General features: G+C 63.2%; 17 protein-coding genes. 3 read left to right on the top strand and 14 right to left on the bottom strand.

The window, feature by feature from the left end:
• Window positions 1-20 precede the first annotated feature (20 nt).
• Together AC13F7_RS15835 and AC13F7_RS15830 are read left to right on the top strand one after the other, a co-directional pair.
• On the top strand, window positions 21-383 hold the full coding sequence (locus tag AC13F7_RS15835; protein WP_483002014.1) for a GtrA family protein: 363 nt from the start codon (window positions 21-23) through the stop codon (window positions 381-383).
• Entirely contained in the window at window positions 380-2,209 is a 1,830-nt protein-coding gene (locus AC13F7_RS15830) for a sugar translocase (protein ID WP_483002012.1), read from the top strand. The genes AC13F7_RS15835 and AC13F7_RS15830 overlap by 4 nt, the downstream gene beginning before the upstream one ends.
• Before the next feature lie 47 nt (window positions 2,210-2,256).
• Here the strand turns inward: AC13F7_RS15830 and AC13F7_RS15825 are convergent, their stop codons facing one another.
• The 12 genes from AC13F7_RS15825 to AC13F7_RS15770 all read right to left on the bottom strand — a co-directional run bounded on the left by AC13F7_RS15825 (window position 2,257) and on the right by AC13F7_RS15770 (window position 17,233).
• Window positions 2,257-3,192 (bottom strand): NAD-dependent epimerase/dehydratase family protein, encoded by a 936-nt coding sequence (locus tag AC13F7_RS15825; protein ID WP_483002010.1) that lies wholly within the window; start codon window positions 3,190-3,192, stop codon window positions 2,257-2,259.
• Entirely contained in the window at window positions 3,176-4,216 is a 1,041-nt protein-coding gene (gene gmd, locus AC13F7_RS15820; RefSeq protein WP_483002008.1) for a GDP-mannose 4,6-dehydratase, read from the bottom strand. Before gmd ends, AC13F7_RS15825 begins: the two co-directional genes overlap by 17 nt.
• Before the next feature lie 95 nt (window positions 4,217-4,311).
• Window positions 4,312-6,828 carry a glycosyltransferase family 4 protein gene (locus AC13F7_RS15815; protein ID WP_483002006.1) on the bottom strand — a complete coding sequence of 839 codons (2,517 nt, stop codon included), beginning with the start codon at window positions 6,826-6,828 and terminating at the stop codon, window positions 4,312-4,314.
• Complete coding sequence (locus tag AC13F7_RS15810) at window positions 6,828-8,999, bottom strand: methyltransferase domain-containing protein (RefSeq protein WP_483002004.1); 2,172 nt, start codon at window positions 8,997-8,999, stop codon at window positions 6,828-6,830. The genes AC13F7_RS15815 and AC13F7_RS15810 overlap by 1 nt, the downstream gene beginning before the upstream one ends.
• Before the next feature lie 8 nt (window positions 9,000-9,007).
• Window positions 9,008-10,336, bottom strand: coding sequence for an ABC transporter ATP-binding protein (locus AC13F7_RS15805; RefSeq protein WP_483002002.1), 1,329 nt, complete (start codon window positions 10,334-10,336; stop codon window positions 9,008-9,010).
• Window positions 10,333-11,118 (bottom strand): ABC transporter permease, encoded by a 786-nt coding sequence (locus AC13F7_RS15800; protein WP_429000580.1) that lies wholly within the window; start codon window positions 11,116-11,118, stop codon window positions 10,333-10,335. The genes AC13F7_RS15805 and AC13F7_RS15800 overlap by 4 nt, the downstream gene beginning before the upstream one ends.
• Before the next feature lies 1 nt (window position 11,119).
• On the bottom strand, window positions 11,120-12,529 hold the full coding sequence (locus tag AC13F7_RS15795) for a glycosyltransferase family 4 protein (RefSeq protein WP_483002000.1): 1,410 nt from the start codon (window positions 12,527-12,529) through the stop codon (window positions 11,120-11,122).
• Window positions 12,530-12,544: 15 nt separating this feature from the next.
• On the bottom strand, window positions 12,545-13,726 hold the full coding sequence (locus tag AC13F7_RS15790) for a cystathionine gamma-synthase (protein WP_483001998.1): 1,182 nt from the start codon (window positions 13,724-13,726) through the stop codon (window positions 12,545-12,547).
• A 119-nt stretch (window positions 13,727-13,845) separates the two neighbouring features.
• Window positions 13,846-15,216 carry a pyridoxal-phosphate dependent enzyme gene (locus AC13F7_RS15785; RefSeq protein WP_102788976.1) on the bottom strand — a complete coding sequence of 457 codons (1,371 nt, stop codon included), beginning with the start codon at window positions 15,214-15,216 and terminating at the stop codon, window positions 13,846-13,848.
• Window positions 15,217-15,367: 151 nt separating this feature from the next.
• Window positions 15,368-15,586, bottom strand: a complete 219-nt coding sequence (locus tag AC13F7_RS15780; protein WP_123731256.1) for an HP1242/YdcH family protein — start codon at window positions 15,584-15,586, stop codon at window positions 15,368-15,370.
• A gap of 367 nt (window positions 15,587-15,953) precedes the next feature.
• Window positions 15,954-16,835 (bottom strand): hypothetical protein, encoded by an 882-nt coding sequence (locus AC13F7_RS15775; RefSeq protein WP_483002327.1) that lies wholly within the window; start codon window positions 16,833-16,835, stop codon window positions 15,954-15,956.
• Between the two features lie 14 nt (window positions 16,836-16,849).
• The gene (locus AC13F7_RS15770; RefSeq protein ID WP_183073797.1) at window positions 16,850-17,233 is read right to left on the bottom strand and encodes a DUF4398 domain-containing protein; all 384 of its coding nucleotides are present in this window, start codon (window positions 17,231-17,233) and stop codon (window positions 16,850-16,852) included.
• A gap of 97 nt (window positions 17,234-17,330) precedes the next feature.
• Here AC13F7_RS15770 and AC13F7_RS15765 point away from each other — a divergent pair, with 97 nt between their 5' ends.
• Entirely contained in the window at window positions 17,331-18,458 is a 1,128-nt protein-coding gene (locus AC13F7_RS15765; RefSeq protein WP_123731257.1) for a PilT/PilU family type 4a pilus ATPase, read from the top strand.
• Between the two features lie 68 nt (window positions 18,459-18,526).
• On the opposite strand, the gene maiA is transcribed toward AC13F7_RS15765, so the two are convergent.
• Window positions 18,527-19,180, bottom strand: coding sequence for a maleylacetoacetate isomerase (gene maiA, locus AC13F7_RS15760; RefSeq protein WP_483001995.1), 654 nt, complete (start codon window positions 19,178-19,180; stop codon window positions 18,527-18,529).
• Between the two features lie 20 nt (window positions 19,181-19,200).
• Entirely contained in the window at window positions 19,201-20,190 is a 990-nt protein-coding gene (locus AC13F7_RS15755; protein WP_483001993.1) for a fumarylacetoacetate hydrolase family protein, read from the bottom strand.
• Between the last annotated feature and the right edge of the window lie 261 nt (window positions 20,191-20,451).

Here is a 20,451-nt window from a genome sequence, read left to right as displayed (position 1 = left end):
TCCGCCCCCATCTCCCGGTAATGATCAGGTTCCTGATCGGGGGCGGCATCAACACCTTGGCCACGCTGGCGCTGTACTGGCTGCTCCAGCGTGTCATGCATTACCAGCTGGCCTATCTTGTCAGCTACTGCGCCGGAATCGCGATCAGCTACTCGGTGAATACCCGGTTTGTGTTCCGCGCGCGCCACACTTGGCTCAAGTTTGCTGTATTTCCCTTGATTTACCTCATCACCTATGTGATTGGCGCGCTGGTGCTGAGGCTCTCGGTACATCAGCTTGGGGTGCCGGTTTCGATTGCCCCGCTGGTATCGATAGTGGCTACGCTGCCCGTCTCATTCCTGCTTACCCGCTTCCTGCTCTTACGCGACCACGTCTCTGAATGAACACCACTTTCAAGTCCTGCCCGGTTTCACCGTTGACCTTGGCCGCACCGGCTCCCTTAACCCGGTTGGCCGTGGATGATCGGCTGCTGCTGCTGATAGGTTCAGTCGTGGCGATCCTGATCGGTAGCATCGCGATGAGCGGGTGGCCGGCAGGTCTGCTTCCCGATATCCAGATGCCTTATCAGTACAGTGGCGATGCGCTCAGCAGCATGTGGTTGACCGAGCGGGCCATGGAAGGCTGGGTCTTCGACAATCCACGCAGCGGCTTCCCGTTTGGATCATCGTTTCTCGATTATCCCGGCGCCGACAATGGCAGTTTCCTGATCCTCAAACTGCTGGGCTGGCTGGGCGGCACCAGCGCCGCTGCGATGAACCTGTTCTATCTGCTTGGGTTCGCCGTCAATTTCGCCATCGCGCATCTGGTGATCCGCAGTGTCTCTGTGTCCCGGCCGATGGCGTTCACCGCAGCGATGGTGTTTGCCATCGCACCGTTCCACTTCCTGCGGCTCGGTCACATTTTCTACACGTGGTATTTCGTCATTCCGCTGTACTTCTATGTCGCCTTCGCAGTCGTCTCACAGGCCCGCCACTTCGACTTCTTCGAGGCCAGCAACAAGCGTCGGGCGGGCTTGGCGCTGTTGTACCTGGCGATGTCCTGTTTCGGGGTGTATTACACCGCCTTCGGCATGATCGTGATAGGCACGGCGGCTGGGTTGATGCTGCTGCGCGGCTGCCTGCCCCCCCTCCGAGGCATCGTCGCACCTGCCCTGTTCTTCCTGGCATTGGGCTCGCTGGCAAACGTCCTGCCCAATATCGTCCACGAACGGACCCATGGGAAGAATGCCGAGGTTGCCGCACGTTCGCCTGTTGAATCGGAGATCTATGCAACCAAGCCGCTTCAGCTGGTCCTTCCCCAAGGAGCGCACCGCTCTGAGAAGTTGGCCGCCATTGCCCAGCATTACAACAGCTCCACGCCACTGATCAACGAGAACGTAACGGCTGCATTGGGCTTCCTTGGCGCAGCGGGCCTGGGCATTCTTGTACTGGTTCTCTTTACACGCTTCGCCGGCGTGACTATTGACGAGCGACTCAATCTGCTCAGCGCGACGACAATCATGCTCCTCGCCTTCATGATCGTTGGCGGGCTGGGCTCGTTGTTTGCCAATCTGGTCAGTCCCTCCATCAGAGGCTGGAACCGCGCGAGCATCTTCGTATCCTTCAGTACCATCCTGGCACTCGTCGTGGTCGTTGAGTATGGATTGGCACGTGTGCGTGCTTCTCAACGCCGCTATGTCGCCGGTATCACAGCAATGGCCCTTCTTGCGTTCGGCTTCTGGGACCAGACGCCCAATGCCTGTCGCGGCTGTGACCCGGCGACACGGGCGGCCTATACGATGGACAAGTCGTTCGTCGCCGACATCGAGCGCGCCCTGCCCGAGGGTGCCGCGGTGTATCAGCTTCCCTATATGCCGTTTCCGGAAGTGCCGCCGCTGCATGAGCTGCAGACCTATGGCCTCGCAGCCGGCTTCATCCATTCAACGCAGCTGAAGTGGAGCTACGCAGGCATGAAGGGGCGCGAAGGTGACCTGTATTTCCGACAGCTTTCAACACAGCCGGTCGACGCGCAACTCGCCGAAATCCGCAGGAAAGGGTTCTGTGGGGTCTACATAGATACGCGTGGCTATCCCGATTCCGGTGCCGCAGAGGTGGCCGCGTGGAGTGCCGCACTCGGACACGGCCCGAATATCGAGCGCGAAGATGGCAAGGTCGTATTCTTCGACATTTCCGCCACTCCCGGAACCCCTGCAGGAACGCCGGCCAACTGACCTCTCGCCGGGCTGATTTCCGCCTGCGGGCAGGCGGAAACGCAAGGCTATTCCCCGCCCAACATCCACGCGATGGTGTGTTCCAGCGTGGGGGCCTGCCAGTCGCCGATCAACTCAAGCAACTGCGTGTTGTCGCCCAGCAGGACCTTTACTTCGTTGGCACGGACAAAGGCAGGGTTTACCCGCACCGTCATGGAATGACCGGTCAGACGCGTGCAGATCGAGATGATCTCCTGCAGTGAATGGCCCACACCCGTGCAGACATTGACCGTACGGCCGACCGCAGCGGGTGATTGCAGCAGGAACCGATAGGCCCGTGCCACAGCGCGTACGTCGCCAAAATCCCGCGACACGTCGAGGTTTCCGAGTTCGATCTCGTCCTTGCGCTGCGCGAAGTGCGAAACGATCTTGGGTATCAGGAAATTCCCGCTCTGCCCGACACCGGTATAGTTGAACGGCCGGACCACGGTGATCGGCAGCTTTCCCGTCCACAGGCTGGCCATGTACTCCATCGCCAGCTTGCTCACGGCATAGTCGTTCGCCGGTGCAGGCCGAGACCGCTCGTCGAGCTTCCCTTCCGACAGGTTGCCATACACATTTGCGCTACTCGCCAGCAGCACGCGTTCGACGCCCGGCGCGTGTTCGGCGATGGCCTGGAGAAGATTGCGCGAACCCAGCAGGTTGACGTTGTAGAAGTCATCGGCTGCGCCATGCGCGATGAACGCAATGGCGGCGAGATGGACAACAATGTCCGGCCGGCTCTCGGCCACCGCCCGTGTAACGGACTGCTCATCGCGAAGATCGGCTTGGACGTAAGCGGACAGTCCGGAGGATTGCCCGCCATGCTCCATCGCAGGTCCTGCCCCCATCCCAATGAGGTGACAGCCCTGGTCCAGCAGTTCGCGGCTGACGTAGCGACCGGTAAACCCGGCCGCTCCAGTGATCAGGACCCGCTTACCGGCAAGGTCAGAACGAGAAACCACGTTCGTTCCTCTTTAGATCGGCCTCGACCATCATCTGGCAGAGCTGCTCGAGCGTGGTCTGCGGCTTCCAGCCAAGCACTCGTTCCGCCTTTTCCGGGTTGCCGATAAGCAGGTCGACCTCGGCCGGACGGTGGAACTTGGCGTTGATACGCATGACGGTCTTGCCGGTAGCGGAATCCACGGCGGTCTCGTCCTGGTCCTTGCCGCGGAACTCAACATTGATGCCCGCACCCTTGAACGCCATCTGCACGAAGTCGCGCACGGTTTCAGTCCGGTTGGTAGCCAGCACGAAGGTGTCGGGCTGCTCGACCTGCAGCATGCGCCACATACCTTCCACATATTCCTTGGCAAAACCCCAGTCGCGCTTGGCATCGAGATTGCCAAGCTCCAGGCAGTCCAGCTGGCCCAACTTGATCTTGGCCACCGAGTCGGTGATCTTGCGAGTCACGAACTCGCGACCGCGCAGCGGGCTTTCGTGGTTGAACAGAATGCCACTGGAGCCAAAGATGTCGTAGCTTTCGCGGTAGTTGACCGTGATCCAATGTGCGTAGAGCTTGGCGACGCCGTACGGGCTGCGCGGATAGAACGGCGTGTCCTCGATCTGCGGAATGGCCTGCACCTTGCCGAACATCTCCGAGGTCGACGCCTGGTAGAAGCGGATCTTCGGGTTGATCAGGCGGATGGCCTCCAGCAGATGCAGGGCACCAACGCCGGTAATCTGGGCGGTCGTGGTGGGCTGCTCGAAGCTCACACCCACAAAACTCTGCGCGGCCAGGTTGTAGATTTCTTCCGGCTGGATCTTCTGGACCATGGAGATCGTGGTCCCCAGATCGGTCAGGTCGTATTCCACCAGATGCAGGTTCGGGTGCTTGGTCACGCCAAGCTCGTCAAGGCGCCAGAAATTGACCGAGCTGGTGCGGCGATACGTGCCGTACACCTCATAACCCTTGCCCAGCAGCAGCTCGGTCAGGTAAGCGCCGTCCTGGCCGGTGACGCCGGTGATAATCGCCTTCTTCTTGCTCATTCCGATCTCTCTTCAAAAGTCTGGTGTGGCGGGTTCCGCCAGATCGGGGGGGCCAGCTAAGGACCGCGCCCGTGGTTTCAGCTACGGATCATAGCTCAGGAGGGCCGCAGGGCAGGCCGATCGTCGGCGGTTTCGCCCCTCAACAGCACCTGCTCCAGTTGCGCGGCGCTCTGCGTCCAGGTCAGCCAGGGCATTCCATCCGAGGGGGGGTGCTCATTCCGTGCATGCAGATTCAGCCACTCCTTGACTGCGTTCACAACAGGCACAGCGCCCTCACCGCAGAAGTAATGCGCTCCCGTGCCCGCCACTTCCCTGAACACGGGAATGTCACGCGCGATGATGGGCAGGCCGCGCTGGGCCGCCTCGATCAGCGGCAGACCGAAGCCTTCACCCTCGGACGCCGCCATCAGGCAGCTCGATTTCTCATACACCAGGTCGAGGTACTCGTCGCTGGCGCCTTCGAACCAGAACAGGTGCTTCCCAAGCTGCTCGTGTCCGGCCAGCTTCCTGCACAGCGCGTCGACCAGCCACCCCTTGCGGCCGATAATCACCAGGTTGATCTGGTGACCGTCGGCCCATAGCGCCTCGAATGCGGTCAGGACCGCCTCGTGTCCCTTGCGCGGCTCGATGGTTCCGACCATCAGGAAACTGGGCACGGCCGACAGAAGCGCCAGAACCTGTTCCGCATCGTCGGGCAGGCCCCTCGACGGCATGCTGCCATCAAGGTCCGCACCGAGGTGGAACCAGTCGATCGTGGCCGTACTATCTATCTGGTTCTCATCCATCCAGGCGCTGACGTCATCGGCCACCGCCTGGGAAATGCAGACGAGTTGGTCGGCGCAGGCAAGGATATTGCGCAGCCATGCCTCATGGTGTTGTCCGCCGCCACCTGGCCACCATTCGGGGTGCCTGACGGGCAGGATGTCATAGACGACGAAACTGACCTTGACGCCGTTGCGCTGTAATGCGGCGAACCACGCGCTCCCCGCCTGCACGGCGGACCCCACCAGGTCCAGACCAAGGAAGACGTCACCGGGATGGGCGACAACAGGAACGTCCGGATGGGATTCCACTCCGAGCAATGTGGCGGCATACCGGTTTGCGCAGACATACGTCCCCACACTCCGGTCCATCCGCACCAGCTGCAGGGTGTACCCGGCGGGCGGCACGCGCCCCCACTCGGCCAGCACCGCGCGCGTCACACGCTGGATGCCGGAACGAAGATCCTTTTCGGCCAGCTCGGTCACATCCACCAGCAACTGCGGGGGCGCAGCACAGCTTCGGTCCAGCGCGTCGGCGGCCGCCAGCATTTCGCTGTGGTGTTGCCCCCGTAGCGCGCCAAGCCTGGCGATCGCGTCGTCGATGGCGGCCGCGGCCGAGGTGCGCTCGATGCCCATCGCTGCCACACGTTCACAGGCGTCGAGGAAGTGTCCGGCGACCCTGTCCCACGAAAACACCTTCGCGCGCTCCAGCGAGTACGCCCGCAGGCGCCTGACTTCTTCCGGGTTTGCCAGGAAATGCGCCATGCGTTCGCGAATGGACTCCGCGTCGTTTGGGTCGAACAGCGCCGTCTTCTCGGTCGCGATTTCCCGAATACTGGACGCATCCGATGCGATGACCGCTGCGCCGCAGGCCATGGCCTCCAGCACGGGTAGACCGAACCCTTCGTGCCAGGACGGGAAAACGAACAGGCTGCATTCGTTGTATAAGGCAATCAACTGTTCGTCAGAGATGTATCCGGTAAAGACGAGATCGCGCTCGCCCAGCCCCTTCTCGAGCGCCAGGGACTGCAACTCGGCAACTTGCGGTCCCGGCATGTGTCCCGCCAGGACCAGCTGCACATGTGCGCCGGTGTGCGCGTCCAAGCCGGCATACGCTTCGATCAGGCGGCCCAGGTTCTTTCGCCGATCCGCACCACCGGTATACAGCACGAACCCGCCGTGCAAGCCGAACGCCGCCCGTGTAGCGCCGCGCAGCGGATCGGCTTCCTTCAACGGCCGGAACACACGATCGCAAGCTGCAGAGATGTTGAATATCCGATCGGCAGGGAAGCCCGCTACATCGTGTCCTTCCGCCGCCGAACTCTGAGAGATGGCCACGAGGGCATCGGCACGCCCCAGGTTGCCCAGCTTTCCGAGATAGAAGCTCTTGTAGGTCGGATCGGGATCAAGATACAACTTGGCATTCATCAGCGGGATCAGATCGTAAAGCGTCACGATCGTAGGGACGCGGCAGTGTTGGTTGATACTGCAGACGGCATTGTCAGCAAATCCCTCGAAGAGACTGGAGACGTGCACGACGTCCGGGTTCACCGAGGCGATCGCAGCTTCCCGGATGATCTCTGCCTGGCTTCTGCGACGGTCGTTGCCCGCGTCGCGCTCGAATACCGGAAGCGGAACATGCATCACATGGATCTTGTGTCTCGGCACGAGGCCCGTGAATGCGTCCCGAATCTGATCGATGGTCTCCGGGAAGGCGCCATTCAACAGGAGGTGCAGATCATGCCCCCGCTTCGACCGCGCTGCAGCGATAGCGAGCGACAAGGAGTATCGGCCGATGCCGCGGCGCCGGCTTTCGCCTTGCGCACCCTGCAGGTCCAAAAGAACTCGCATCAACGGGCCTCCTTGCGATTGCCGTTTGCAATGCCTTGGTAAAACGCCTTGCCGCGGATGGACAGGCGGTCCAGGCCGTCGCGCTCGGTCAGGCCGGTAAATGAGCTTACGCCACCGACGATCCCTTCCTGCTCGATTGGAGCGGGAACGTCGGCGATGATTCGATTGTTCACGGCCACCGAGATCAGCTTGGCGTGCAGCGGCGGGAACAACTGGGCCAGCGAATTGAGCCGCCGCGCCATCACCGGATAACGCACCACGCGTCGCATGCCGGCCAGGACGATCCGCCGGGTGAAGGCGGTCGGCTGCCGAACCAGGAGCTTGAGGCCCCGCAGCGGGGCGGTCAACTTCCAGGACCAGCTGCCGCGAACGAGAAGCAACAGGTGATTCAGTTCGTCTGCACGCGCCTGCCACTCCTGCACGGACTTTCCGAGCGCGGCATTGTCCTCACCAACCCTGCGCGCCTCCGCCTCCTGGACCGCCAGCTGGGCCAGCAAGCCTTCCATTCGCCGCTGCAGGGCACCGTGGCTGACCGTCGTGGACACCGTGCGGTCATTCAAGGCGGCGATCTCGTCGTCCCGTTGCGCAGCAAGCAGGTGCCAACGATGGGCATCCTCACGGGAACTTGTCAGCTCCGCGCGCGCCCCTTCGAGCGAGCGTGTCAGCTCCGTGCGAGCCTCGTCCAACGAGCGTGCAAGGTTCTCGCGGGCAACCCTGCCCTCATGCCTCTCAGCCGCAAGCGTCCCTTCAAGGCTCAACATCCCTCGTTCGGCGGCGGAAATCGCCGCGACGTATCCGGGGAACTCAATCGACTCACCGGCCCATGCCTTGATGCCGTCCGACAGTTCGCGGAAGCTCCAAGCGTCACGCGGCTTGGCGAGCGCGTTGGCGAACGCAGTCTGGTAGCGCATAGGCAGCATGCTGATATCCAACAAGCCACGCCGCACCGGCAGCACCGGCCCGACGTGCGCCATGAAGATTTCGCGCACGGTGATCAGCAGCGACACCAGCAGATCGACCGGCCACACGCAGTCGCTTCGCGTCTTTGAGATCGCGCCGAAATCGATCAGGTATGGCTCCGAATCGCCATCGATCATCAGATTCCAGCAGCGCACGTCATTGTGATAAAGGCCACACTCCTCCAGCAGCACCAGCTGGCGGATCAACCCATCCACCACGCGCTCGGCTGCATAGGGCACATGCTCGTCCATCAGCTTCAACAGCAGCCGGCCCGGCAACATCTCTCTGGCAAGCCAGCAGTCCTGGCGATCCACCACCGCTTCAATCATGGCAGGGGTGCGCATCTGCGGCGGCGGTACAGCTAGGAACCCGGCTTCGTTTTCGTACTCCTCGCGATTGAACTCACGTCGGGCCGGATTCACCAGTGAGTACTGCTTGAGCAGGGCATGCTTGCTGAAGAAATAGCGTCGGGATTGCTGGTGACTGCTCATGTCCATCGAATGCGACTGGAAGCGCCACGAATCGAATGCACGGAAATCATCACCCACGTACCAGTATTTCTGGCTGGCGAAATACAGCGGGCGCTCAACGCCTGACAGGTGCGTCGGCTGCCAGGACATGACCCGCAGGAACGCGTAGGGTGCGAGCAGCTCACTGGCGTGCTTCGGCTGGGAAGGCCCCCAATACAGCGGCTCCTCGCGCACCGCGACCTCGTAGATACCGCAGCCGATCTTGTCCGCGATGCCGGCGATGATCTCAACGATGGGGGGCAGGCCGTGCTCGTGCACCAGATGATGGAAGACACTGAGGCCGAGGACCAGATCATAGGTGTCGGCCTGCAATGCGGCAGCGACGTCCTCGATGCGAGCGCACCGGAAGGTCGCCTTGGCCAGCCCGGCTTCCGCGGCGAGCGCAGCGCAGACATCAACGTTTCGATCAAGGAAATCCGCACCGTGAACGGAATGACCCGCTGCCGCCAGGTTCAGCGAGAAGAAGCCTTGGGCACAGCCGAGGTCGAGCACGCGCAGCGGCCGCCCCAATGCGCCCTGCAATCGCTGGGCCGCTGCAAGAATGAGCGCCAATCGATCTTCGCACCCTCGGGAACTTCCATCCGACAGTTCCGGGTGACCGAAGATGGGCTGGTACTTCTCCGGCAACGCAGCTACCAGCGCTTTGATCGAGCCATCGGCACGGGGGGGGGCATCATTCATAAGCATCGTCATCCAATTCTCGGTACCACATACGTTTCTGCGCCTGCTGAAGCCGCCTGCACGCTGAAGTCAGCGTGGAGGTCCACAATTCCCCAGAACTGCATCGGCCGGCTCACATCAAGCAGGATGGAGTCGTACCGGCGATCCAGCGGTACCAATTCGGAAAGAGGATCCCCCGACGAGATGCCCAGCGACACCATGTAGTGCCCTTCATTGACGTTCATGGGCACCTGGAAGCTGCAGACCACTATGTCACCCGCCTTCGCGGAGATAGCTGCGGCCCCGTTGCTGGCCAGGAACGAGTTGGTCCCGTACAGGAACAGGCCTTCCAAGGTCTTGATCAGAATACCGGGCACTGCATTGTCGACATCCTGCTCGAACAGCACCTTCATCACGAACTCGGTACGTGCGCCGCTGTCAATGCGCGCCGGATGTTCCTCGCCTCCGCTCACGATGGCGTAGTCGATGATCCTGGCTCCGCCCTGGCCCCATCGATGTTCGGCTTTGTTGTAGCCGCGCCGCGTGTGGAACAGGTCGTCTCTCCCACCTTCCATCACCGCGCTCGTCGGTGCGACGCTGGCAGCCGACGCGGTCGCTCTTGCAGGCTTGCGGCCAAACAACTCGTCAAGATACAGGTTGGACACTTCGCGTGACGGTCCATCAGCGTGAACACCGCCATCCTTGATGAAGATCACACGATCGCAATGCTTGACGATATCGGCGACGGAGTGGCTCACCAAGATGAGCGTTGTGCCCAGCTCCTTGAACTCCTGCACGCGTTTGAAGCACTTTGCCTGGAAATAGGCATCGCCGACCGAGAGCGCCTCATCGACGATGAGAATATCCGGGCGGAACGCAGTTGCGACAGCAAACGCCACACGCACCTGCATGCCGCTAGAGTAGGTGCGAACAGGCTCATCAAAATACTCGCCTACCTCGGCGAACGCTTCGATGAAGGTGATCATCGCTTCGATCTGGTGCTGCGTGTACCCCATCAGACCCGCGGCGTGGAAGGCATTCTGGCGGCCGGTGAGGTCCGGATTGAAGCCCATGCCTAACTCGAGGATGGCCGCGATGCGCCCACCGCGCATGATGCTGCCTTCGGTGGGCTGGGTGGTGCCGGTGATCAGCTTCAGCAGGGTGCTTTTGCCTGCACCGTTGCGGCCCACCACACCTACCGCCTCGCCCGGCGAGATGGTCAGGGACACATTGCGGAGGATCCAGTGCTCCTCCTTGGGACGCACCGGCAGGCCGAACCAGCTGGCTGCACGAAGCCATTCGCTACCCCAATGCCGGTAGGCCTTGCCTACCCCCGTGAGCTTCAGCAGACCACTCATAGCGCGTCCACCATTTCCGGACTGGCCTTGCGGAACACCACCAGCGACGCAAGCAGCAATATCAACGTCACCACTGCCATCGGCAACAGATCCATCCACACGGGCGGCTGGTTGTACAGGAGCACCTGTTGATAGCTGGTCACCAACGGGTACAACGGGTTGAGCTTGAATGCCTCGCGAGCCGCTTCCGGCAGGATGCTCACGTTGTAGACAATCGGCGTCAGCCAGAACAGCGCCTGCAGGACAACCGGAACCACCTGACTGATGTCCCGCATGAATACATTGAATACGCCGAGCAGGAGACCGATCGACATTGCGAAACCGAGCGTCAGCAGGATCAGTGCCGGCAGCCACAGCACCTGCACGCCAGGATAGTGTCCCATCACAGCGAACACGGCAAAGATCGCCGCCAGCAGCAGCAGGTTGTTTGCCAGCATGGTTCCGGCTGCAATAAACGGAAGGCAGATCCGCGGGAACGCCATTTTCTTCATTAGGTTGCCGCTATCCACGAACAGATTGACGCACTTGGATACCGTCTCCGAGAACATGCTCCAACAGAGCGTTCCCGCCATCAGATACAAGGCGTATCCATACTTGTTCTCCACGCCAGGCATTTTTGCCGACAAAACCTCGGAGAGGATGGTGGCGAAGATGAGAACCTGCATCAGCGGATGAATGATCATCCACAGCGCACCCAGTTTGCTTCGAATGAAGCGCATCCTCAGGTCGTTCTTGATCGAGGAGAGAATAAAGTAGCGATATGCCCAAAGGGACCGCAGCATGTCAATCACGGCTTGTTTCGCCCTCTTCCAGTAGTTCTTTCATGCATTGCTGCGTGGAAATCCGCCCAGCCTCGATTTCACCTGTACGGATGACGATCTGTCGCGCGGCGTGCCTGCCGGACAAAACCTCGTCGACATGCTGCCTGCCCCGCTCGCCCAGGCCAGGTGCCAGCCCGGGTTCGTCAACCAGCCTTCGCATCCAGGCGGAGGCCTGTTCTATATTGGGATCAGCCCAACGCAGGCCTTCGCCTCCGGGGTATTCACCAGCGCGAATCGGAATGAGGGAGTAATCGACCAGCGCCGCGCACCCTGCGTCCATGAACTCCATGTTGCCCGACCAGGCCGTGGCGATGACTGGCTTCCCCATCGCCATGCATTCGGCCATTCCCAGCCCGAATCCCTCTGCGCGATGCAGCGATACATAGGCGTTCGAACACCGTTGCAAGGCGGTGAGATGTTCACGTTCAATGACGTCGTCCCGAATCAGAATTCGATCATCGCCCGCAACAAGGGCCAGCAGGTGCTTGAGCCAATGCGGGAATCGATGCCCATTGCTGCTCTTGACCACCAGGCGCACGTCACGGCGCGTTGATGGGAATGCCGCCAGAAATGCACGGATGGCCGCCTCCGGATTCTTGCGCTCCATCCTGGAGCTGAAGTCGAAGGTCGTCAGAAATACAAAGACGTCTGCCGGCAGGCCGAAATCGTCGCGCTGCAATCCGCTGTCCGCAGGCACCGTAACGGGCATCGGTACCCGCAGCACCGGCGTGTCGGTCACCCGCGCAAGGGCCTGCTCGACGAACGCGCTGGCGACCATGACTTCGTCCACCAAGCCGAGTGATGGCAGCCAAGCATCCGGAATCCGCTCCAATTCCCAGAACCAGCACGCGATGAGATGCCGCCCCTTGAGATGCGCTTTGCCGATCTTCGCCAATGCCTGTGGAAGATAATCTGGATTGACGAATATGATGCTGACCTGATGCGGCATCGTGTCATCGATATGAGCATCGAGCGCGCTTTTGGCACGCACGTTGGGGAGGCCCAGATTGATATCGTGCAGCGCAACCGGTACCCCCTGCTCTATGAGCGCGCGCGCATAGCTGCGTGCCGCTTCCGCCAATCCAAACTGGCCATTGACGTAACCGATGATGTTGACGCCGGATCGCTCCGGCCGCACGCCCGGCGCGCGGACGAGCGGCGCGCCTAGATGTGCCGGCCTATTCCATTCCCGCCAGGCGGGGGTACGTGCAAAACGCGCACGCGCACGCAGGCGATGGGTGAGGAGCTGCAAAGCGCCCTCACGCAGCGGGCGTGGAATGACGTGATAGACGCTGCGCAGCCAACCTTGGCTGCGCAACCACGCCAGCAGGCGCACTTGGGCAGACGGTCGGGGGGGCTCGATTGCGTTCATCGGGATCGGCTGCGATCAGCCCAACGCCCGCTCAAGATCCACCTGCAGATCCCCCAACTCCTCAACCCCCACACTCAGCCGCACCAGCGCATCGCTGATGCCCAGCTGTTCCCGGCGTTCCACCGGAATCGAGGCATGCGTCATCACCGCAGGATGATTCACCAGGCTTTCCACGCCACCCAGCGACTCGGCCAGCGTGAACAGTTCGGTTTTCTCGCAGAAGCGCTTGGCCGCCGCGAAACCGCCCTTGAGCACGATCGAGACGATGCCGCCGTAGCCGTTCATCTGGCGCGTCGCCAGCTCGTGCTGCGGGTGCGAGGTCAGGCCGGGATAGATGACCTTTTCCACGGCCGGCTGCTTTTCCAGCCACTGGGCCAGGGCCAGCGCGTTGGCGCAGTGCGCCTTCATGCGCAGCGGCAGGGTCTTCAGGCCACGCAGGGCCAGGAAGCTGTCGAACGGCCCCTGCACGGCACCGATGGAGTTCTGCAGGAAGGCCATCTGCTCGGCCAGCTCGGCGTTGTCGCCGACCACGACCATACCGCCGACCATGTCCGAGTGCCCGTTGAGGTACTTGGTGGCCGAGTGCAGGACCAGGTCCGCGCCCTGCTCCAGCGGGCGCTGCAGCATCGGCGAGGCGAAGGTGTTGTCGACCACCACCAGCAGCTGGTGGCGCTTGGCGATCGCAGCGACCGCGGCGATGTCGACGATCTTCAGCATCGGGTTGGTCGGCGTCTCGATCCAGACCATCTTGGTCTGCGGGGTGATCGAGGCCTCGAACGCGGCCAGGTCGGTCAGGTCGACGAAGCTGAACTGCAGGCCGGCGGTGCGCTTACGCACGCGCTCGAACAAGCGGAAGGTGCCGCCATAGATGTCATCCATCGCCACCACGTGGCTGCCGGCGTCCAGCAGTTCCATCACGGTGGAGCTGGCGGCCATGCCCGAGGCGAACGCGTAACCGCGGCTGCCGCCTTCCAGGGAGGCCACGCACCGCTCGTAGGCGAAGCGGGTGGGATTGTGGGTGCGCGAGTACTCGAAACCCTGGTGTTCACCGGGGCTGGACTGGGCGTAGGTGGAGGTCGCGTAGATCGGCGGCATCACCGCGCCGGTGCTCGGATCCGGCGACTGGCCGCCATGGATGGCCAGCGTGGCCAGGGCGAGCGAGCGGTCGCCGTGCCCGGAGGAAGCGTGATCGGACATGTTGTTTCCCAGCAAGAGGAGCCCCCACAGGGGCCCCCGCAAAAGGAGCGGAAGTCTATCAGCGGTGGCTTAATCGGCCGTTGACGCGGATAAACATGGGTTCATTGCGACTCAGCCGCTTACTGTACCCGGCGGCGCAGGTAGTTCAGCAGGTCGATGCGGGTGATCAGGCCGAGGAAGTTGGCGCCGTCCATCACGATGGCGACCTGGCCGCGGTCGAACACCGGCAGCAGGGCCTCGATCGGCGATTTCACGTCCAGGCGGTCCAGCTTGCTGACCATCGCGGTGGCGACCGGGTCGCGGAAGCGGGCTTCGTCGCCATAGACATGCAGCAGGACGTCGCTTTCATCCACGATGCCGACCAGCTGGTCGCCGTCCATCACCGGCAGCTGCGAGACGTCATACAGCTTCATGCGCTGATAGGCGGTGGTCAGCAGATCGTTCGGACCGATCACGACGGTGTCGCGCTGGCCGTACGGGCGCAGGATCAGGTCGCGCAGATCGCCGGACTGCGGGCGCTCCAGGAAGCCGTTGTCCAGCATCCAGTAGTCGTTGTACATCTTGGACAGGTACTTGTTGCCGGTGTCGCAGACCAGCACCAGCACCTTCTTCGGGGTGGTCTGCTCTTTGCAGTACTTCAGCGCCGCGGCCAGCAGGGTGCCGGTCGAGGAACCACCGAGGATGCCTTCCTTGCCCAGCAGCTCGCGCGCGGTGTGGAAGCTCTCGGCATCGCTGATCGCGTAAGCCTTGGTGACGCGGCTGAAATCGGCGATCGAGGGCAGGAAGTCCTCGCCGATGCCTTCCACCAGCCAGCTGCCCGACTTGTCGTTGAGCACGCCGTCATTGATGTACTCGGCCAGGATGGAGCCGACCGGGTCAGCCAGGACCAGCTCGGTCTTCGGCGAGAGGGTGGAGAAGGCGCGAGACAGGCCGGTCATGGTGCCGGAGCTGCCACAGCCGAACACGATCGCATCCAGGTCGCCGTCCATCTGCGCCAGGATTTCCGGGCCGGTGCCGAATTCATGGGCGGCCGGGTTGTCCGGGTTGCCGAACTGGTTGATGAAGTACGCGCCGGGGGTTTCCTCGGCCACGCGCTTGGCCATGTCCTGGTAGTACTCCGGGTGGCCCTTGGCCACGTCCGACCGGGTCAGGCGCACTTCGGCACCCATCGCCTTGAGGTTGAAGATCTTCTCGCGGCTCATCTTGTCCGGCACGACCAGGATCAGCTTGTAGCCCTTCTGCTGGGCGACCAGCGCCAGGCCCAGGCCGGTGTTGCCGGCGGTGCCCTCGACCAGGGTCGCGCCCGGCTTGAGGTCGCCACGCTGCTCGGCGGCTTCGATCATCGACAGCCCGATGCGGTCCTTGATCGATCCTCCCGGATTGGCACTCTCGAGCTTCAGGTAAAGCTCGCAGACGCCGGTATCCAGGCGCTGGGCCTTGACGATCGGGGTCTGGCCAATGAGTTCGAGTACGGAGGAGTGGATTGCCATCGGTTCACATCGATTCGCGCCGCTGGGCGGCCGGACCGGTGATTATCCGACGGTTGGCGGCGAAAGTCAGGTTGCCGTGTTCATAAGCGGCGCGGACGGCACCGGTCGACGAGGAGACCGGAACCGCCCGCGACGTAGGGTGGTAAAGGGGTTAATGCATGGGGGAGGCGTACAACCGTTCCAGCTTCTGCTTGGCCAGCAGCTTTTCTCGTTTCATCTGTCCCAGGGTGAGACGGTCTATCGGAAGTACGCCCAGCTCGGCATCCATGCACTTTTTGTTCAACTTCTGGTGCCGTTCGTACAACGCCTTGAATTCCGGATCCTGCTGGCGCCGTGCGTCGATATCGCTCTGGGGCTGACCTTCAAACATGATGAACCTCCTATCGCTTCTGCTGAAACAAGAACGCCCCGGCCTGACGGCACGGGGCGCTGCTTGGGGCGGAGTACCGCGCATCCGTGGCCTGCGAACCCGCAGCGCCCTCCAGCACATCGTGCCGGATCGGGGACTGCGGTGATTCGTGGCGCTCGTGCATTGCCGGCCCTCCAATCGTCCGGGCCGCGGAAGGCGACCCGGACAACTGACCCTACGCTTGCTTCGAGGGCGGTTCAACCCTTTCAAACGATATCGTTGGCGCTGCCTAGGCGGGGTTCAGCCTGAACACGCAGAACAACGAAAATTAAACAAAAACAAGGATTTGCGTCACAGCCCGCGGTCATGAGCGCCTCCAGATCCGGCATCAGGGCGCGATGATGACCTCGGCCGAACGCGCCTTGGTCGCCGCCGCCTTCTTGCCGCTCACCTGCAGCCGGCTGCTGCTCACACCGGCCGCGACCAGGGCATCACGCAGGGCCTCGGCACGCTGCTGACCGACCCCGGCTGCGGCGTCGTACGCCTCGATCCGGACCCGGCCCTTCTTGCCGATGTTCAGGTACTCGGCCAAGGCCTTGGCCTGGCCCTTGGCACCGCCGGACAGGCTGCCCTTGCCGGCGGCGAAGGCGTCGCCATTGAAGGTGAACACTTCGCCGCGGCTGTCGAACTTGGAGCCTGGCAGCTTGCTGCCCGCCACCAGCTCGGCTTCCTCACGGGCCAGCTTGGCCGCGTTCTGCTGGGCCGCGCTCAGACGGGCGGTCTGCTTGCCGGCCACGCTGGTCAGCGCGGTTTCGGCATCCTGGCGGGCCAGCGCTTCCTGCTCGGCCGCCTGGCGCAGGCGTTCGCTTTCCTCGGCCTGGATCTGGGCCTGCACGCGCAGGCGCTCGGCCTCCTGGCGGGCACGCTGGGCATCGCGGCGGCTGGCTTCGATCAGCAGCTCGCTGCGGGTGCGCTCGAGCTGATCGACCTCACGCTGGGCCAGCGCGGCACGCACGCTGGTCTCGGCGATCTCGACCCGGCGCTCGGCCAGGTAGCGGGCCTGGTCCAGATCCCGGCGCTTGGCCTTGGCCAGATCGGCCACGGCCTGCTGGGCCTGCAGGCGCTCGAAGGCGGCCAGCTGGGCGGCATCCGGGTTGGCCTGGATGGCCATCAGGCGCTGGGTCAGCTGGGCCACGGCCGGGTCATCGGCGGCGTGGGCCATCAACGGCAGGCTGAGGCTGGCGGCCAGGAGCAGGCAGGGCATGCGCATCTTCGTGGACATCATCAGCGGTCTTCCCCGGTGGCGAGCTGGCGCTGCAGCTGGCTGACTTCGTTGCGGCGCAGTTGCAGCTGCGCGGTGGCGGTGGCTTCTTCGCTGCGCGCGCGGGCCAGGTCGGCATCGACCGTGGCGCGAACGGCCAGCATCGGCGCGTTCTTGCGCTCGCGGCGGTCGCCGGCGGCGCGCTGGGCCTGCTCCAGCCCTTGGCGGGCCACGGCGATCAGGTCCGGGGCGTACTGGTCGGCATCGGCCTGGGTGGCCTTGTCGACCGCCTGTCGGGCCTGCATCAGTTCCAGGGCGCCATCCTGCGCCTGTGCGGCACCAGAGAGCGCGAATGCGCACACCGTCACATACAGGGCCCGTCGTATTTGTGCGAAGCTAGGTTTCATTGGGGGTGCCGTCGCCAGAGTTGTGTGCGCGGCCATTGTCGGAAGCCTGCGGTGCGCTTGCAATGGCACGCCGCTGATTGTTGGGGAAACATTTCGCATGGATATCGGCTATTTCCTGAAGCTGATGACCGAAAAGAACGCGTCGGACATGTTCTTGACGACGGGAGCACCGGTATACATCAAGATCGAGGGGAAACTCTATCCGCTCGGCAATACCGGGTTGCCGCCCGGAATGGTCAAGAAGATCGCCTACTCGCTGATGGATGAGGGCCAGGCCCCGCAGTTCGAGCGCGAGCTCGAGCTCAACATGGCCATTGCCCTGCCCGACGCCGGGCGCTTCCGCGTGAACGTGTTCAAGCAGCGCGGCGAGGTCGGCATGGTGATCCGTGCGATCCGCAGCAAGATCCCCAGCATCGAAGAGCTCAACCTGCCGCAGGTGCTCAAGGACGTCATCATGACCCCGCGCGGGCTGGTGCTGGTGGTCGGCTCGACCGGCTCGGGCAAGTCGACCTCGCTGGCCTCGATGATCGACCACCGCAACAGCACCACGACCGGGCACATCCTCACCATCGAGGACCCGATCGAGTACCTGCACAAGCATAAGATGTCGATCGTGAACCAGCGCGAGGTCGGGCTGGACACCCACACCTTCCACCACGCGTTGAAGAACGCGATGCGTGAAGCGCCCGATGTGATCCTGATCGGCGAAATCCTGGATGCGGAAACCATGGAGGCGGCGATCGCCTTCGCCGAAACCGGGCACCTGTGCCTGGCCACCCTGCACTCCAACAACGCCGACCAGACCATCGAGCGCATCCTCAACTTCTTCCCCGAGAGCGCGCATCGCAACGTGCTGATGAACCTCTCGCTGAACCTGCGTGCGGTGGTCTCCCAGCGCCTGGTCAAGGGCAAGGACGGGCGCCGCCTGCCGGCCACCGAAGTGCTGATCAACACGCCGATGATCCGCGACCTGCTGCGCCGCGGTCAGGTGCACGAGATCAAGGCGGCGATGGAAGCCTCGCTGGAAGAAGGCATGGAGAGCTTCGACCAGTGCCTGTTCCGGATGGCCAAGAACGGCATCATCGAGCAAGAAGAGGCGCTGCGCGCAGCCGATTCGCGCGATGGTCTGGCGCTGAAGTTCCGCCTGTCCGAGGGCGGCAACGAGCACGATCCGTACGCGGATTACTCGGCCGCCTCGGCACCGGCGATCACGCACGGGTTCTGACGGGTAGGTCCCCACCGTTGGTGGGGGCAATGGGCCAGGCGCATCGACCAACGGTCGATGCTTACCTGTCACCCTGCGTCGATCTGATTCTCCGGCCGCGCCGCATCGAACGCCGGGAGTGCCAGGCACGCCGCCTCGATCCGCTGCAGGGTCGGGTACGGCGCCAGATCCAGGCCGAACCGGTTCGCGTTGTACAGCTGCGGGACCAGGCACGCATCGGCCAGACCCGGCTGCTCGCCGTGGCAGAACGTGCCGGTCGCCGCATGGCCGGCCAGCAGCGTTTCCATCGCCACCAACCCCTCCGCCATCCAGTGCAGCGTCCACTGCGTGCGCGCCTCGGCGCTGGCCTGCAGCGTGCGCTCCAGATACTGCATGACCCGCAGGTTGTTCAGCGGGTGGATGTCGCAAGCGACCAGCTGGGCCAGTGCACGCACGCGCGCCCTGCCCTGCGCATCGCCGGGCAGCAACGGCGTGGCCGGGAAGACCTCGTCGAGGTACTCCAGGATCGCCATCGACTGCTGGAGCACGCGATCACCATGGCGCAGGGTAGGCACCAGTTCCTGCGGGTTGAGCGCGGCGTAGGCCGCGCTGTGCTGTTCCCCGCCTTCGCGGACCAGGTGCACCGGGGTGATCTGGTGCGGCAGGCCCTTGAGGTTCAGCCCGATGCGCACGCGGTAGGCCGCGCTGGACCGCCAGTAACTGAAGAGTTCAATCGGTTCCATGACGATCTCCGCCCCCGCGATCAGGGCTTGGCTGCCTGCTCGATGCGCTGCTCGATCGCCCCGAAGACGCTCTCGCCCGCCGCATCGAACATCTCGATCCGCACCACATCACCGAAGGACATGAAGGGCGTGCTCGGCTTGCCGTCGCGCAGGGTTTCCACCGTGCGCTGTTCGGCGAAGCAGGAGGCGCCCTTGCTGGTGTCTTCGTTGGCGATGGTGCCCGAGCCGACGATCGCGCCCGCGCCCAGCGGACGGGTCTTGGCCGCGTGCGCGACCAGTTGGGCGAAGTTGAACTGCATGTCCACGCCGGCTTCCGGCGCGCCGAACCAGGTGCCATTGATGTGGGTGACCAGCGGCAGGTGGACCTTGCTGTCCTGCCAGGCCTCGCCCAGCTCATCCGGGGTGACGAACACCGGCGACAGCGCCGAGCGCGGTTTGGACTGCAGGAAGCCGAAGCCCTTGGCCAGTTCGCCCGGGATCAGGTTGCGCAGCGAGACATCGTTGACCAGGCCGATCAGCTGGATGTGGCCGGCGGCCTGCTCCGGAGTCACCGCCATCGGCACGTCGTCGGTGATCACCACCAGTTCGGCTTCCAGATCGATGCCGTACTCCTCGCTGACCACCTTGACCGCATCGCGCGGGCCGTAAAAGCCGGCGCTGGTGGCCTGGTACATCAGCGGATCGGTGTAGAAGCTCTCCGGCACCTCGGCGCCACGCGCGCGGCGCACACGGGCCACATGCGGCAGGTAGGCGCTGCCGTCGACGAACTCATACGAACGCGGCAACGGGGCGGCCAGTGCCTGCAGGTCGATATCGAACACGCCGTCGGCGTCGCCGTCGTTCAGCGATTCGTACAGGGCGTTCAGGCGCGGCGCCAGGTGGCTCCAGTCTTCCAGTGCCTGCTGCAGCGTCGTGGCGATGCCGGTGGCGCGCACGCCCTGGCGCAGATCGCGCGAGACCACGATCAGGGTGCCGTCGCGGCCGCCTTCCTTCAAAGAGCCAAGCTTCATGGGTGGGTATCCGGGATCGCGAAAATAGGTTTCAAGTGTAATCAAATGGTTGGCGGGCCTACCAGCTGCATTGCCGCATTGCCTTACCGTAATGCATTGCCTAAGCGCAGGCGCAGCCACGCATGGCGTGGCGTTACCGTTGCGTCCCTCTCCTGCCAAGCTGAACAGGGCGATTTGGTATGGGTCTCAAACATCCGTTAGACTATCCGGGTCTGCAGCGGCCGTCCGTTTCCCTTCGGGATCGCCGGCGATATGGATCAA

The organism is Stenotrophomonas sp. K-6 (assembly GCF_056861555.1).
Note: the sequence above shows the minus strand (reverse complement) of the source record. Positions and strands in the feature narration are given on the sequence as shown.